Here is a 19,353-nt window from a genome sequence, read left to right on the forward strand (position 1 = left end):
ATATTAAATTCATTATTTTTTATTTATGAATTTAAACACATTATAAAAATTAGTTATCATTATTACTAATTTATCAAACATAGGCTTCCTATATATCCAAAAAAGTAAATAAACCAGTGAAAAAAGAACTTATCATTAATTTTGTCAACCTATAATAACCAATTATTAATAAATTACTTAACTATATCTACCTTACCTGGAATACGCATATCTATAGTTTTCCATACCAAAAATTCACTTGAAGCTTTATACATATCTAATAAATTACACCAAACAACATAAGCTTCTTCTTTAGGTAATTTTATATTTAAACCACTTGATAAAACTATATCCCACCAACTATTATCAACATAGGTTACAGAAGATACCATACCACTAACAATACTATTATCATTTATTATCTTGCGGATAAAATCTAAATGACTTAATGCTTTATCTCCATATATTGAAGTCAAATCATCACGTATGTTACAATCATCAATAATCACATGCCCTAAATCATCAATTAGAGCATTTTTACGATCATGATACCAATTTGCAAAAGGAGAATACTCTTGAATTGCTATCTCTAAAGTACTAGGCAACACTCTTCTTACTGATACATCCTTAATCCACTGATGACTAGATATTATTTTATTCCTCAACTCACTTAAAGACACAAAAAAGATAGATCTTGCATCAACAAGCTTTCGTATATCATCTGAATTTACATGTTCATTACCATTGATAATTATTTCATTAACAGCAAATCCATAGTTCACCAGCTGATCTGATAAATTATATAGCATAACAAGAGAATAATTTTCTATTTTATTAGTGATTTTAGTTGTAAGAAAACACGTAACCACAACACTAATAACAATTGCAACAATTAAACCCTTATAAGAAACATTTACCTTCTTTTTATCCACCTTAGAGGTATAAGAATTCTCAACATTATTTAAAAATTGACGCTCGTTTATACCTATAAGATCACCAATTCCTTTTATAATAGTTTTCATAACAGTACTACGCCTCTCAATTCAAACATCCTAATAATTCAGCAGTACTTACTAATAGCACAAATATAATAATGCATATTTTCATTCAAACTACTAACTGATTACTATACTAACAAAAAGCAAAATATCTAACCAGCTACTATATTATGAAATCACTTATACAAAGCTGATTACAACAGTAAGACACCTCTAATCCTTCTTAATATAATAAAATATTCCTCCTTAGCAAAATAACTTTATAGTACAATTTAAAGCTACAAGCATTATATGAAATCCAAAGACAATATCAAAAACATAATACAAGATATAAACTAAAGTTGATAAAAACTAATATACTAAAGGCAAGAAACAGATTTAACCCAATAAACAAAAACACTCATTTGATAAAATTATAAAAAGATATATTTTTCTAATATGAATAACGAATTATCAAAGAAATGTAATAAATAACCAAAGGTATTTTTATACTAACATATGTATATATTCACAATAAATAAATTTACCCTAAAAAGACTTTTTATTACTTTTACAAGACCATAACATAAACATATTTTTATAAGAACATCAAATAACTTTTACAAGCCATAATTACACACTGACATTAGTTCTTTGTTGTTAACCTATAACAACAGTCATCAAAATCAACGACTAATCAAATAATGGAATCCTATTCTAATATTGCAATTTTGATATTAAATAAAAACATTACCTGTAAAAATCACTTACAAAATTTTATTCAAAACACCAATAATAAGCTTATCTCTAACAAAAACTTAGCCACAGGAATAATAAAGCATTTTACATGTATATAACAATACACAAATCTCGTAAAACATATAACACGCTTTATATCACATTAAAATTATTAATACAAGTAGTTAACTCATAGACTAAGATTAATCAACAACATTTAATACATAATTAAAATATACTAAATACAACCATGATTATAATGTACAACACATAAAAAAAACTGCCAGTATGATAAAATAACAATTTATCAGCTATTACACTTTGCATAAAATTTTTCTTCAAAACAATCCCAACATTTTTTTTCCAAACACATATTATATAATCTATTAACTTCTAAAATTCCACAAGGAGAAGTAACATTAATTTCTATTAGATATCCATCTAATACATCTATTCCAGCAAATATTAAGCCCTTTTCTGTTAATTTATGTTCTATTGCTAAACATATATTACGATCTCTATCTGACAATTCAGCAGGTTCTGGAACTGATCCAACCCGTAAATTAGTTCTTATTTCCCCAGCAGACAATATTTTACGCTTAAAAACTCCTATTGGTTTACCATCTAAAAGTAGAATTCTTTTATCATCATTGATATTTTTTATAAATTTCTGCGCAACAATGGGACATCCATATTTTTCTACCATAAGTGCAACTATTACTTTAATATCAATACCATCTTTTACCCTCATAACATCGTTTCCACCATAGCTATATAGAGGTTTTAATACAATATCCTCATGCTCACGATAAAAATCCTGTAACATAGAATAATCCTCAGTAATTAAAGTACTTGGAATGAAATCATGAAATAACAATGGTAATAATTTTTCAGTACAATCTCGTAGAAACTTAGGATTATTTACTATAAGTGGATTTTTCAACTTTTCTAGAATATAAGTTGAAGTAATATATCGCATATCAAAAGGAGGATTTTGACGAATAAATATTATATTCACATTTTCAAGAAATAATTCTTGTACACCACCAAACTTCAGAGCCCCACTTTCCACAGTCACTAAACAAGCATTAGCAATTGGTACAGTACCTTTTATAGCCAACTGACTAGGAGTAAAGAAAAATACAGTATGTCCTCTTATTTGTGCTTCTTGTATAAATTTCACTGATACATCTTTACCAACAACAACATCCTTATCCATCTGAAAAGCTACAACCAATGTCATACTTATTTCTCTCTTGAATTTATCAAACTTAATATTTTCTACTATACAAGGCAACAACCTCTAACAGAGTCTTTTTATATATTTTAAAAATAACAAATACTAGTTTCCATACACCATATGTATCAACTTAACTTACATATTACTAATAAAAATATTCAAATTCATTTTGCAATAATATCACATTTTACCAAGTACCAGTTTCAGTAAAACTTATCAGCATATATTTTTACAATTTATATAAACATTATGCTGTATTAGCTAATAAAATTAAGGATAACAATGTAATTACATATATTAACCTGTACATTACCTATAAACCTAAGAGTCTTTTTATATATTTTAAAAATAACAAATACTAGTTTCCATACACCATATGTATCAACTTAACTTACATATTACTAATAAAAATATTCAAATTCATTTTGCAATAATATTACATTTTACCAAGTACCAGTTTTAATAAAACTTATCAGCATATATTTTTACAATTTATATAAACATTATGCTGTATTAGTTAATAAAATTAAGGATAACAATGTAATTACATATATTAACCTGTACATTACCTATAAACCTAACTGATATATTCGAAAAACATCAACATATAGCAGATAACTTATTCTATATTTTAATACCAGAAAGTACAAAATTCATATGCTTAAGGATCAATTTTTTTATAAAAAACTATAGTTTTATGAACATATACTACTCATAAAAATATTTATAACCTCTTTTAAACTAATCTCCTTATATCAAAACACATTTATTTAGTAAGAGATCATACACATTATACTATAGTCCATTGTTCAAAAGTATGTTTCCATTGAAAATATAATTACTGATTACGTAACCTACTATCTTTTAATCTGACATAACTAATTACTTGCTTTACCTTTTTTACCTTTCGTGCAATTGCTACTACTTTATCTAATTCTGCTTGATTTTGAGCTATTCCCATAAGATAAACAGTACCATTAACAGTATTAACACTATAATTCATAGATCTAACTTTACTTTGAGAAAGAATTCTTGCTTTTACCTGAGCACTAATCATGGCATCAATTGCAGCTTCTTTTAAATTAATAGACGCTTTATCCACAACTATTTCATTAACAACCTCTTTTACATCTTTTTGATGCCAAGCAACTCTTTCAGCCTTAATCTGATCTTCTAATGATTTAACAGTACCAATTAATAATACACGCCCTTCACTAACTTTAACTGTCACTATAGGAAATAACCCAACATTAAATAATTCCTTATTAATTCTGATTAATATTGCAGTATCATCTATAGTATCACCAATTGATTTATCTTGTAACGTAATTATTGCACCTGTAGTAACAGCAAGACCAGCCATTATTCCTGAACAACCAGTCTGGTTAATGACAAGTAGAACTATTAATAAAAAATTTACTAAAAAACGCATAACTTAAAAAAAGTAAATATAGAAAGTGGCAGCTTCATGCTATACAACTTTTTACAGTGTGTAAACAGTAAAATATTTTAGGTTTTAGTAGTATCATATGATTTTTAATCTTTCCGAAATATTTAATCCTTTAAATTAGTACATTAAAAGTTTATCAAATAACATCCCAATGAATATTTAAGCAATATTAACCATAGAATAAGTATATAACAACATAAAAAATACATTCACACTAAATCTTACATCTTAAAAACTTGGCATATAAATGATAAGCTGAAAATTAACTTCAACAATTCTGACTTCTATATTAAACTATAAAACAACTATTATGATTTAAACTGTTTATTACTTAACACATAATTGATTAACAATTAACCAGCATAAAAGAATTTTTTTAACCTACAAATACAAATTGTTTTCAATATTGACAATATTCCTTTCTATTACAATGTATGTAATATCACAACTGTATTTTAATATCATCATAAGACTTTATTTCAACTAATACACCTCAGCACAATAGAACAAATAAGTACTTGCTTTAAAAACTCCTTTAGACATTGAATTGATATGATTTATTCTTTTACATTAATATTACCATTACTAGCTTATGAACAATTTGCACTTTGATATAATTTTAAATAATAAAACAATTTTCATACATCATATAAAATTCAGTAGAAAACAATTATATAGTGACTCTCATTACAACTAAAGTAATAATATCAACTGCTATACATGAATATATGTTATACCAAATTTACTGGCACTAATGATTAATCCACAAAATCATTACTAAGTTAAAAAGTGCGTTTGTTGTGCTGCATAAGTAATATGTTAAACCCATTACAAAACAATCAAGCATTAATATAAATTATTGCAGCTTAAGTAAACTCAGACACCATCATTAACCAAGACATGTAAATCAAAATCTAGATTAGAAACATAACTTATAATATAATCCTATTAACATAATAACCAACAGTTCAAGGATAAGTTCTAATATGAAAAACTTATCAGCATTATATAAAATAAAACAACTAGACTATCTATACCTTCAAATTAGATCATATAACTAATAAATTTTACTATTTATACAATTAATAGCCTATCAAAAATACTTTTCAATGTATATACTATGTATAAATGAATTGGCCTAATATATTATGAATGTATACAGAACACACTTATGCAATGAATTAAGAGAAGAGCATATTAATCAAGCAGTAACACTTTCAGGATGGGTATATAGAAAACGTGACCATGGAAAGATTATTTTTATAGATCTACGTGACCACTATGGAATAACACAGTTAGTATTCAATGAATCTGATAGTAATATCTTTCAATTAATCACTACTTTAAGACTCGAAAGTGTTATTACAATAAAAGGCACAGTAAAGGCTAGAGATAGTGCTACTATAAACTATACATTAGACACAGGTTATATAGAGGTTGTAGTAAACTCAATTAATATTGAAACAGAGTCTAATGTTTTACCAATGAGCATTAGTTCTACACAGGAATACTCAGAAGATATTAGATTAAAATACAGATTTTTAGACCTTAGGCGCGACAAAGTACGAAACAATATAATTTTAAGATCTAAAGTCATTACAGAAATGAGAAAAAATATGGAAGATGCTGGATTTATTGAGATACAAACTCCAATATTAACATCATCATCTCCTGAAGGAGCACGAGACTACTTAGTTCCAAGCCGAATTCATCATGGGAAGTTTTATGCTTTACCACAAGCACCACAACTGTTTAAACAGCTATTAATGGTCAGTGGTTTCGATAAATACTTTCAAATTGCCCCATGCTTTAGAGATGAAGACGCAAGGGCTGATCGTTCACCTGGAGAATTCTATCAACTAGACATTGAAATGTCTTTTGTAACTCAGGAAGATATATTTAACGTAATCGAGCCAATAATGATCAACATATTTACCAAGTTTTCCAATAAGGCCATTCATAAAGAATTTCCTAGAATATCTTATCATGATGCACTATTACATTATGGATCTGATAAGCCAGATCTACGCAATCCACTAATAATCAAAGATGTAACAGAAATTTTCAGAGATTCAGAATTTAAAATATTCAGTTCAAATATAAGACAAGGTATGGTAGTACGTGCAATACCTGCACCAAAAACAGCACATCATCCTAGAAGTTTTTTTGACAATAAAATTGAATTCGCAAAAACACTAGGAGCACAAGGCTTAGGGTATATTACCTTTAATGATGACTCAGTAGTAAAAGGACCAATAGCTAAGTTTCTCGATAAGGACCGTCTAAACAGTATACAACTCATCTGTAACTTACAACCTGGAGATAGTGTATTCTTTGTATCAGAAATGGCAAACAGAGCTGCAGATTTTGCAGGAGAAGTAAGAACTTTATTAGGTCAAGAATTAAATTTAATAGAAGAAAATGTTTTTAAATTCTGCTGGATAGTTGATTTTCCATATTTCAAATATGATAATAAAGAAAATACTATAAATTTCTTTCATAATCCTTTCTCAATGCCACAAGGAGAACTAAAAGCATTAGAGACTGAAGATCCTTTAAGCATACTTGCATACCAGTATGATATAGTCTGTAATGGCATTGAAATATCAAGTGGAGCAATTCGTAACCATAAACTTGATATTATGTATAAAGCATTTTCTATAGCAGGATATACTCAAGAGATGGTAGATGAAAAATTTAAAGCATTAACTCGTGCTTTTAAATTTGGAGCTCCACCACATGGAGGGATTGCTCCAGGAATAGACCGCATAGTAATGTTACTAGCAGATGTACCAAACATAAGAGAGGTCATTTGTTTCCCATTAAATCAATCTGGAGAGGATTTACTTATGGGATCTCCATCAGAAGTAGATCTAGAACATTTAAAATTACTATCACTAAATATTGTTAAAAAAGCTTGATACCACATTAAAACTTATTTTATACCAAATACCGTGAAAAAGTATAGTACGCAATCAGTACCTATATTATAGACACTATATATTACATGTCATGGTATATTGTACTATAAAATTATATCATGACACATGATTTGATATTTTTAGATTTGTTTGTTACAAATGTACTAGATTGCTAAGCTCAATATATTCTTATACATTATGACACTAGTACTTATACTTAAAATATATATCTATAATATAATAGCCAGTAAAATGCCAACACTAACTTAACTTACTCCATACTAAATAAATCATAGAAATAGTAATTTATGAATTATCTTTAAGAAAAAGATGATTAGCAGTAGATTATTAAATCACTTTTTTAGAAAACCTTAACACTAAATATACAATTACACATACGAATATTAGAAACATATCCTACTGTAAACTGTTATAATACAACTTTCACACATATAAAGTCTGCTTTCTTCAATATGCACTAACTTTTTTAGAACATTTTAACAACGAATATATAACACACTCATGAATATCAAATATACCCTTATGCAAACCTCTATAATATAATACAACGTTCACACACATAAAGCCTGTTTTCTTCAATATGCACTAACTTTTTCAGAACATTTTAACAACGAATATATAATACACTCATGAATATAAAACATACCTTTGTGCAAACTTCTATAATATAATACAACGTTCACACACATAAAACCTGTTTTCTTCAATATGCACTAACTTTTTTAGAACATTTTAGCAACGAATATATAACACACTCATGAATATCAAATATACCCTTATGCAAACTTCTATAATATAATACAACGTTCACACACATAAAGCCTGTTTTCTTCAATATGCACTAACCTTTTTAGAACATTTTAGCAACAAATATATAACACACACTCATGAATATCAAATATACCCTTATGCAAACCTCTATAATATAATACAACGTTCACACACATAAAGCCTGTTTTCTTCAATATGCACTAACTTTTTCAGAACATTTTAACAACGAATATATAATACACTCATGAATATAAAACATACCCTTATGCAAACTTCTATAATATAATACAACGTTCACACACATAAAGCCTGTTTTCTTCAATATGCACTAACTTTTTTAGAACATTTTAGCAACGAATATATAACACACTCATGAGTATTAAAAACATATTTTACTATAAACAGTTATAATATAAATACAACTTTAAACAACATAAAGTCTGCTTCTATTTAATATATACAAAAGAATAATAAAAAAACTACACATCTACAAAACATATAAGTTATTTCATACAATGTTGCCATAAGTATTATTATTAATATATTAATAAATAACTAGAAACTACTAAACTTATCATCAGCAATACATATCAATAAATCAAAAAATAATATCACTCAATGTTTTAGAACAATAGTCAATATTAAAACACCAAACTAATTCCACTAATATCAAATACATTAGACATAACAATCCACTCTTACAAAAAACACACTTTTATAGACATAACTTAAAAATATTACACAATATCTATAGCAAAATACACACAAAAACATTTGATATTCCAGAAAAAAATTACATGTCAACAAGTTAAAATTTATTCTCCAACTTTTAATCCAAATCTTCTTACATAAACACAATTATCCATAGATAAAATAATATCACTTGAATTATATGCTAATAAAGGTATAATCTGCCATGTGCTTACCACACATATTCACAAAATAATAGGGCATATCTGATACAAAATGCATACAAATTAAACACCAAAATTAATTTTTACTTTTATAGTATCTTAATAAGTTTTTTATAAAAATAGCAGTTTATAAAGATTAAAACGAATAATGATAAAGCGACCTACAGCAGTAATATTTGACTGGTATAATACGTTAATTAACACAAAAGTCAGTATTGACCGTACAATATTTAACCAAGTATTAAACAAAATGGGATATAAAGATATTGACCTTAATAGCTTACCAGATGCTACAGTATTAAAGTATCTCGCAATGCTATTAGGAGACAAATGGAAAGAAGGAATAACCTTATATGAGAACAGTTTAGAAAAATCACAAAAATTAGACAATTTTGTACTAAACGATGGAGCAATAGAATTATTAGATACTTTAAAAGAAAATAATATCACAATGGCTATTGTAAGTAATAAAAACGGAAAAAGCTTGCGATCAGAAATACAGAATAAAAATCTTTCACATTACTTTAACTCCATAATTGGATCTGGCGATACAACAAGTACTAAACCATCTCCAGAACCTGTATTAGCAGCACTATCTTATTTAAATATTCAACCCAGCAAAGACGTATTTTTCATAGGAGATAGTATATCAGACATACAAAGTGCAACTGATGCAGGATGTTTACCAATAAAATATGGGGATTGCAGTACTGTAGATAATGTTTTATCATTTAAAAATTTCAACGAAATCAACAAATTTATTTCCCAACTATTGAACCTATGAAAAAAAATAAAACAACAATTATACTAAAAAGAATTACCGCAAATATAATTGATCAAATTATATTATCACTTATCAATTACCAAATTGCATGGTTTATAGGTGAAATAACATTTATATCTTTCATAATTAACATAGTAAGCCATTGCTGTTACTATATGTATTTCTTATCCTCTGAAGCTCAAGCATCTATAGGACAAAAGCTATTAAAAATTCATACTATACGCTGTGACCACAAAAAAATTGATACTAAGTTGGCATTTGATAGAACACTGTCAGAATTTTTATGTCCCAGCATTTTTATGATCAATATACAAATTGTTAACATGGACTTTAACAATAGTTTCATTACTATAGCTGTTTTCATAGTCACTACACTTACACTAATACTATCAATTTATTGGTATTTTATAGCTTTATTTTCAGCAAATAATCAAACCATTCATGACATTATATTTGATACTACAGTAGTAGAAAATAAATAATAGCAACCAATATTATTGATTAAATCATAAGATCAGTATTATATTTAAAATCAACACTTATACAATTATGTCACTTAACTTATTGATATTTTATTGTATTGTTAAAATTATAACATAAGCTTAGCATTACAAAATAAATAATAATGTTTATTGGCAACATTTATTAATAGTAATACATGTGTACTTCTCTTTCGATAAGCACCAAGTAAATAAGTTATATACACATTGAAATAGTTTCCATTTGCCACATTTGTAGAATTACACTACTAATCTATAATACTTTATTAGCTATCAGCATCATACACACTATACAATAATACCAACATTCTTATTGGCAACATTTATTAATAGCAATACATGTGTACTTCTCTTTCGATAAGCACCAAGTAAATAAGTTATATACACATTGAAATAGTTTCCATTTGCCACATTTGTAGAATTACACTACTAATCTATGGTACTTAATAAATTATTAGAAACTACACAATATTATACAGCAATACCATATTTACAAGCACTAGGATAATATTTTATAAGGGAATACTAAAACTTTATATAATTAAAAACACACAAATACAATTACCAAAGTACTTTGTATTTATTATAACCCTAGGCACATTTACAGATACCAAACACATAGTATTTCCCAAACTATTAAAGCGATGTTTAAGATAAATCTTATAACACTATAAAATCAAACTACGTTGCATCACTAGAAACAGAACATATTAATAATATATTTAGCACATATCATACATAACTAATTACAAAAACACATAACAAAATAATACAAATTATTCTCATATTAGTAGGAATATAAATAATAATATTAATTTTCAAATCTACACTTTTCTATTATTAGTATCAAAAATACATCACTATACACAATCTGCATTGACTAATTATTCTACAACAGTTGCACTCTATAAAATTAGGTTTTATAGTATAGATATTAGTGTTTTCAATAATTATTATAACAAAACAAATTTTTCTGGTTCTCCTATATGAGTGAAAAGTTAATATATCATTTTAGTAAAAGCAAATGCGATGGAAATTTAAAATTAAGCAATATATTAGGCAGCAAAGGTGCTAATTTAGCAGAAATGTGTAATATTGGTATAGATGTACCTCCAGGATTTACAATATCAACAGCAGTATGCAATCACTATCATGATAATAAATTACCAGACAAAATATCACACATGATACAAAATGCTATTGAATATCTAAATAACGAAGTAAACTTAAAATTTGGTGATGATAATAATCCTCTATTACTTTCAGTAAGATCAGGTAGTGTCACTTCTATGCCAGGAATGTTAGACACCATATTAAACGTAGGCTTAAATGATAAAACAGTTATAGGATTAGCAAAAAAAAACGGTGAACTTTTCGCATATGACAGTTATAGAAGACTTATACAAATGTATGCCCATACAGTATTACAAATAGAAAACAATTTCTTTGAGGAAGCAATATATAAAAGGAAAAGTGTTAGTACATTAAAAAGTGACAAAATATCAGATCCTAATGTACTCAAAGAATTAATAGGTGACTTTAAAAAAATAGTTAAGCTTCACACAAATCAAGATTTCCCTCAAGATGTAAATGAACAACTGTATAATGCAATATATGCAGTTTTTAGATCATGGATGAACAAAAGAGCAATTACCTATAGAAAGATACATAATATACCAGACAATTTAGGTACAGCAGTAAATGTGCAATCCATGGTATTTGGTAACATGAGTGAAAATTCAGCTACAGGTGTTGTTTTTACACGCAACCCATCAACAGGAACAAAAGAAATTTTTGGAGAATTCCTAACAAGTGCACAAGGTGAAGATGTAGTATCAGGTACCCATAGTCCATTACCATTACATAAAATGAAGGAGTTAATGCCTACAATTTATGACGAATTAGAACAAGTGTGTCACAAACTAGAATTGCACTATCGTGACATGCAAGATATAGAATTTACAATAGAAAATGGTAAATTATGGATTCTACAAGCTAGATCAGGAAAACGCAGTATTCAGTCTGCTGTCAAAATTGCTACAGATATGGTAAAGGAAAAACTGATTTCAAAAGAAGAAGCAATTATTAGGATCGATCACAAATCATTCAGCAAGCTATTTCATCCAACACTTGAAAACAGTACAAATGCTGATATTATCGCATATGGACTACCGGCATCTCCAGGAGCAGCAACAGGCCAAGTAGTTTTCACACCGAGTGACGCAGAACAACTCAAAAAAGAAGGAAAAAATGTAATACTACTACGTCAGGAAACAAATCCAGAAGATATAAATGGGATGAATAGTTCCGTAGGTATTATTACACTAAGAGGAGGCATGACTTCCCATGCAGCAGTAGTAGCAAGAGGGATGGGCAAACCATGCATCTGCAGTGCCAACAACATCTTCATAGATAAAAGCGAACAGTTTTTTTATACAGACACAGGAATTAAGGTACATAAAGGTGATAACATAACAATAAATGGATGCACTGGGGAAGTTATTTTAGGTGTTATTAAGACAACATTACCTAAATTAGATAGAAGTTTCTACGACCTAATGGAATGGACAGATGAAATAAGAACATTAAAAGTTATGGCAAACGCTGATACACCAGAAGATGCAGAAATATCAATGAACTTTCAAGCAGATGGCATAGGCTTATGCAGGACAGAACATATGTTTTTCTCAGATAAAAGAATAAGTATAGTACAAGAAATGATTGTATCAGATAAAAAAGAAGAAAGAGCAATAGCATTAGAAAAACTTGAAGTTATGCAGAAAGAAGATTTCAAGAAAATATTTATATGCACATCTAACAAACAAGTTACCATTAGACTTCTCGATCCTCCACTACACGAGTTCTTACCAGATAACGATGATGCCATACAAGAAATATCCGTCAGAACTGGAAAGTCTTTAGAAAAACTCAAAAATAGGATTATCTACCTATTAGAAAAAAATCCCATGTTAGGACACCGAGGATGTAGACTTGCAATATCATATCCCGAAATATACGAGATGCAAGTTAGAGCAATCTTTCTTGCAATAAAAGAATTACAAGAAGAAACAGACATAAAAACAATAGTTCCCGAAATTATGATACCTTTAATCATGTCCGAAGAAGAACTAATTGTAATCAAAGAGCTAATAAGTAATATCGCGAAACAATTTGATAATCCTAAATACTTAATTGGCACAATGATAGAATTACCAAAAGCAGCACTAATTGCAGATAAAATTGCAAAACATGTACAATTCTTTAGCTTTGGCACTAATGATCTAACTCAAACCACCTTAGGCGTTTCTAGAGATGACTCAGCAAATTTTATAGGCACATATAGAGACCTAGGAATTATAAAGCATGATCCCTTCGAAACTTTAGATATCGATGGAGTAGGAAAGTTAATATCAATTGCTGTAAGCTTAGGTAAAAAGGAATCCCCAAATATAAAAATTGGAGTATGTGGAGAACACGGTGGAAATTTTGAATCAATACAATTTTTTGCAAAACTAAAACTAGACTATATTTCTTGTTCACCATACAGGATTCCAATAGCAAGGCTAATAGCTGCACAATGTACAATACTCAATAAAAATATCAACTGAATTATTTCAAACATTAGAACCACACATTAATGTGATATTCACTGTCCAATATTTATCTCACAAGTAATCACACAATAATTACGCTAAAACGCATTAGTACCAAAAACGTAATATCACTATAACAAATCCGTATAAATACATAAACAGATATTGCTATATTCTTTATCGTAGATCTAGACAATATATCAACCACATATTTATTAGATTTCATAAGTACAATTGTACAAGATATCCTAATCAGCACACATAGCATTTATCAAACATACTCAAAGTATATTAATAATTATTTCCTAAGTGTTAGTGAGATATATATCTAGATATATGACTATTGTATCTAATAATTAGATATACACATTTTATCACTCATACTACAAGAGATACATCTAATATATGAATTAGAATAATAACATACAATAATATATTAGACACAGCAAGCTAGCACATTCATAGCTAACAACCCCAAAGGACCTTTCCACTTTTTTTATGTATTGGCAACACACACTTAAATATATGATATTGTACTCAAAATTACATACACAATTTATCATCCATACAACAAGAATAGATTAGCTCAATAACATGCAATAATATACTAGAGCAGCAAGCTAGGACATTCATAACTAACAACCCCAAAGGACATTCCACTTTTTTATGTATTGGCAACACACACTTAAATATATGATATTGTACTCAAAATTACATACACAATTTATCATCCATACAACAAGAATAGATTAGCGCAATAACATGTAATAATATACTAGAGCAGTAAACCAGCATATTTATAGCTAACAACCCCAAAGGACCTTCCACTTTTTTATGTATTGGCAATACACACTTAAATATATGATATTGTACTCAAAATTACATATACAATTTATCATCCATACCACAAGAATAGATTAGCATAATAACATGTAATAATAATTAGCACAGTAAGCTAGCATATTTATATGCCAATCAATAACATACCTATTTTTCTATTCATTAATAAGATATATACTGTATTCAATACAATAACAATGACACAAACCAAGTTACACAAATAATATTCAAGTCATAGTAACATTTTCTCAAGGTAAATACAATAATTATAAACAGTTATGTATTCTTTGCCATTATAATTACGTTTGTAATATTATAAAATCTTTGAGTTTCATATGTCCCACATAACATTAAATAATAAAATGATTAACTGCTAATTATATACTTAGCCAATTTACTATACAACCCACAAAAAAAAGATCATAAATTAAGACTCTTTACTTTAAAAAACTTTATTGATATCTATATATTACATATTAGCGTAGTGGTACAGAGGCCTATGCACTTTTTCAAAAACTTAGCATCAGATTTTTTAATAACCTGGCCAGTTTTATTGCCATACATGTGTGCAGTGTTGGTATTACTACTAAAAAAATTCAAATATTCACAAGAAACACTTAGCATAATTTTCTCATGTGCTTTGTTTTACACAGTATTTAACATCTACACTAAAATAACTGCTGATAAACCAGTACTATATACTGTACTGTGCGAGTTTACTCCTAAAATACAACTAATACTAAAAACAGAACCTATAGGTATAATATTTAGTCTATTGGCATCATTTTTATGGACAGTTACTACTATCTATACCATTAGTTATATGACACACAACGATAAAGGTAACAAAAAGCAACCTATATTCTATGCATGCTTTGCAGCAAGTATTGGGTGTACAATGGGAATTGCTTTTTCAGGAAACCTACTAACATTATTTATATTTTATGAGTTATTAACTATCAGTACATATCCTTTAGTTACATATTATACAAACCACGAATCACAAATATCTGGTAGGCATTACATTGGAATACTTTTAGGAACTTCAATGTTACTATTTTTACCAGCAATCATAATTACTTATAACGTGAGTGGTACTTTAGATTTTACAAACGGCGGTATATTGCCATCAAGCATCTCTAATTTGTTTCTATTTACATTATTATCGGTATTTATTTATAGTATAGGAAAAACTGCACTAATGCCGATACATTCATGGCTACCAAAAGCTATGGTAGCACCTACACCAGTAAGTGCATTATTACATGCTGTAGCAGTTGTAAAATCTGGAATTTTTGCACTAATAAAGATTTTACTATATGTTATTGGACTAGAAAAGTTACAAGCATTATTTCAAACACATCATAACATATTGATGTATGTTTCAGAAATCACAATCATCCTAGCATCTTTTATAGCAATTAAACAGACAAACCTAAAAAAAGTATTAGCATATTCAACAATTTCACAGCTTTCTTATATAATAATGACAGTATCATTGTACACAGAATATGCCATTGATATTTCTATCTTTCAAATGATATCTCATGCATTTGCAAAAATAACATTATTTTTTACTGCAGGAGCAATATATACCAAAACAGGAAAAAAATACTTACATGAACTCCAAGGTATTGGCAAATCTATGCCAATAACTATGATTACATTTTCTATTGGAGCTATTGCAATGATAGGTATTCCTCCTGCATCAACATTCTGGGGAAAATTTTTCATCATATCAGAATCATTCAGTCAAGACATTTTATCTGTAGTATTAGTATTAGTATTAAGCACTATATTAAATACGATATATTTCGTTCCTATAATATATAATGCATTTTACGCAACTTGCAATGCTAAATATAACGAAGCTCCTGTGCCTATGTTAGTTGCCACAACTGTAACAACAATATGTACAATAATATTATTTTTATACCCTGATATAGTCTTCAACATAATAAATCACATTAAATAAACTCATCCTCTATTTTTACAACTACATTTGTTACATAGGAATACAAAAAAATTAGATCCAGCATAAAAATACTATTTCATATATTCACAACATAGTATTGAGCCACTACTGACAAAATTACCCCTTATTTCTCCAAGCATAGATTGCCCATAGTAAGTTACAAATTAAAAATATTAGATGCACCACTTAGTATTTTTAACAAACAATGGACGATAAGTACACTAAAACAAAATAGCTATTTAAATTAAAGAATCACGTTCACTATGATACTACAAATATTGCATGCCAAATCTCAAAGAAATAAACATACAACAAATTAGATTATTACTTAAAAAAAAAACTTCACATACAATTAACAATAAAAAACTTACTATCAAGGCTAATTACCTACTATAATCACTATACTTCAAATATTTAGATAACATAACAAATACATTTACATAAATACTATTTATATAGTAACTAACATTCAGAAACACATACTACACCAACTACTAAAACACTATAATTTAATTCCATTTTTAATAACACTACCTAATAAAAATGCTATTTTACAATTAAACCCTGTTTAACTTAACATTAAACTTTCAACAATAAAAAAATACAAAGATTTATTTGGAATATATATGTTAGTACCATAATGCCTTGGGTTATCTATTACATCTATTTGACAATTCATTACTCATAGTAACAAATATACCTTTCAATAATTTTATCAAATGAGTATTTTTGTTGATTAAGTTCAACCTACTTATTTCCTGTAGTATATTAGTTTCTGTCAAATTTAGTTTATATTATGTTTCTTAATATTGCCTTTAGATTTCTCATATAACGCTTGTAGATTTAAATTGTGCTATAAAGTTATTTCGTTAAGAAGAGGTGTCCTATTATATTAACAAAGAATTATAGGTATCTTACCGTTGTAATCAGTTTTGTATAAATTACCTCACAATGTCCATTATTAAATTGAAATAATCCTGTAATAGATTAATACTACTTAACAATTATGTAATTTATTACAAATAAATACTGTGACACTCATCCAAACCATCTTGAAATAACATTACTCCACTACATAAGCTAGTACTAAATTAAAGAACCTATAAATACACCAGCACTACTGCAAATTATGTAACGTATCACGAACAATAAGTACTGCAACACACTACTCATCCAAACTACCTTGAAATAACATTACTCCACTACATAAGCTAGTACTAAATTAAAGAACCTATAAATACACCAGCACTACTGCAAATTATGTAACGTATAACGAACAATAAGTACTGCAACACACTACTCATCCAAACTACCTTGAAATAACATTACTTCACTACATAAGTTAGTACTAAATTAAAGAACCTATAAATACACCAGCACTACTGCAAATTATGTACCGTATCACAGACAATAAGTACTGCAACACACTACTCATCCAAACTACCTTAAAATAACATCACTTCACTACATAAGCTAGTACTAAATAAAGAACCTATAAATACACCAGCACTACTGCAAATTATGTACCGTATCACAGACAATAAGTACTGCAACACACTACTCATCCAAACTACCTTAAAATAACATCACTTCACTACATAAGCTGCCAACAAACTACTAATAATAAAGAAAATTAAGTGTCTAGATCATAAAAAATAGAACCATAACAAAACTTACACATTATAGACTTAAATTTATGAAATAATGTAATTTTTAAAAATTAATAATCTAATACATTACTTCACATATAACCATACTAACCATTAATAATCCAAACACTGCAAATATAATAACATTAGAAGGAGCTTAGATGATAATAAATATAAGAGGCACTACATTTTACTCGATTAACATATTATTTGATATTTAACATACCCTATAAGCCCTGTTGTTCTATTGCTTCCTCTATAGATCTAAAAATTATTCCTAAAGAAATATCATCTGATAAACTATGATCAGATGACTCTATCAATCTCAATGTCAAATAACTTGACCTTATTTTCTCTGCTAAAGTTATCGAAATATTATAGGAAACAATTGTATCAGCCATACCATGAATTAAGGTAACTGGACATTTTATATTAATACACTCTTTATCTAATATTAAGTGTTTTCTCCCATCTTCAAACATATACTTAGTTATAACACGAGAACGACTATCTCCATTATCTAGAGAAACTCGACCATACCTGAGCAATTCCTCATGCTGATTCGCCGTTAGATTTTTAAACAAACGCTCTGTAGCATCAGGTGCTCCAGCTAAACTAATTAAATAAGATGCTCTATGTGGATGAGACATTGCAAATAAAAACATCATCCAACCACCTAGGCTAGATCCTATAATAATGTGGCTACTATCAGGAGGAGTTAACTGATCAATAACATCTACACAGTTTTTATACCAATCACTTATAGAACAATCAGAAAGTTGTCCATCTGATTCACCATGTCCTAAATATTCAAATAAAATCAAATTAAAATTATGGGCTTTGCAATAATCATACAATGCCACTGCTTTTGCACCTTGCATATTTGCTTGAAAACCAGAAAAGAAGACAATAGATACATTACTATCAGTAACTAATTGCTTATATGCTATATGCAAGTTTGGTGCATAAGATAACTTTAACCTTCCCTTATTTAACATATA

General features: G+C 28.0%; 9 protein-coding genes. 5 read left to right on the forward strand and 4 right to left on the reverse strand.

Annotated features, from left to right (window positions below; all coding sequences use genetic code 11):
* Positions 1–173 precede the first annotated feature (173 nt).
* The 3 genes from EDL80_RS03685 to EDL80_RS03695 all read right to left on the reverse strand — a co-directional run bounded on the left by EDL80_RS03685 (position 174) and on the right by EDL80_RS03695 (position 4,366).
* Positions 174–1,001, reverse strand: coding sequence for a cell division protein FtsQ/DivIB (locus EDL80_RS03685; RefSeq protein WP_230957191.1), 828 nt, complete (start codon positions 999–1,001; stop codon positions 174–176).
* 1,000 nt (positions 1,002–2,001) lie between these two features.
* Positions 2,002–2,937, reverse strand: coding sequence for a glutathione synthase (gene gshB, locus EDL80_RS03690; protein ID WP_158406831.1), 936 nt, complete (start codon positions 2,935–2,937; stop codon positions 2,002–2,004).
* A gap of 835 nt (positions 2,938–3,772) precedes the next feature.
* Positions 3,773–4,366: a BON domain-containing protein gene (locus tag EDL80_RS03695; RefSeq protein WP_158406832.1), complete on the reverse strand. Its 594-nt coding sequence runs from the start codon at positions 4,364–4,366 to the stop codon at positions 3,773–3,775.
* Between the two features lie 1,166 nt (positions 4,367–5,532).
* Here EDL80_RS03695 and aspS point away from each other — a divergent pair.
* The 5 genes from aspS to EDL80_RS03720 all read left to right on the forward strand — a co-directional run bounded on the left by aspS (position 5,533) and on the right by EDL80_RS03720 (position 16,703).
* Positions 5,533–7,305: an aspartate--tRNA ligase gene (gene aspS, locus EDL80_RS03700; protein WP_158406833.1), complete on the forward strand. Its 1,773-nt coding sequence runs from the start codon at positions 5,533–5,535 to the stop codon at positions 7,303–7,305.
* Between the two features lie 1,857 nt (positions 7,306–9,162).
* Positions 9,163–9,795, forward strand: coding sequence for an HAD family hydrolase (locus EDL80_RS03705; RefSeq protein ID WP_158407099.1), 633 nt, complete (start codon positions 9,163–9,165; stop codon positions 9,793–9,795).
* Positions 9,792–10,277 carry an RDD family protein gene (locus tag EDL80_RS03710; RefSeq protein ID WP_158406834.1) on the forward strand — a complete coding sequence of 162 codons (486 nt, stop codon included), beginning with the start codon at positions 9,792–9,794 and terminating at the stop codon, positions 10,275–10,277. The genes EDL80_RS03705 and EDL80_RS03710 overlap by 4 nt, the downstream gene beginning before the upstream one ends.
* 1,004 nt (positions 10,278–11,281) lie before the next feature.
* Positions 11,282–13,903, forward strand: a complete 2,622-nt coding sequence (ppdK, locus tag EDL80_RS03715) for a pyruvate, phosphate dikinase (RefSeq protein ID WP_158406835.1) — start codon at positions 11,282–11,284, stop codon at positions 13,901–13,903.
* 1,324 nt (positions 13,904–15,227) lie between these two features.
* Positions 15,228–16,703 (forward strand): proton-conducting transporter membrane subunit, encoded by a 1,476-nt coding sequence (locus tag EDL80_RS03720; RefSeq protein WP_158406836.1) that lies wholly within the window; start codon positions 15,228–15,230, stop codon positions 16,701–16,703.
* A 1,876-nt stretch (positions 16,704–18,579) separates the two neighbouring features.
* On the opposite strand, the gene EDL80_RS03725 is transcribed toward EDL80_RS03720, so the two are convergent.
* A complete protein-coding gene (locus tag EDL80_RS03725) occupies positions 18,580–19,350 on the reverse strand; it encodes an alpha/beta hydrolase (protein WP_158406837.1) in 771 nt (256 codons plus the stop codon).
* Between the last annotated feature and the right edge of the window lie 3 nt (positions 19,351–19,353).

This window comes from Ehrlichia ruminantium, from assembly GCF_009728835.1.
Classification (GTDB): Bacteria; Pseudomonadota; Alphaproteobacteria; order Rickettsiales; family Anaplasmataceae; genus Ehrlichia; species Ehrlichia ruminantium_B.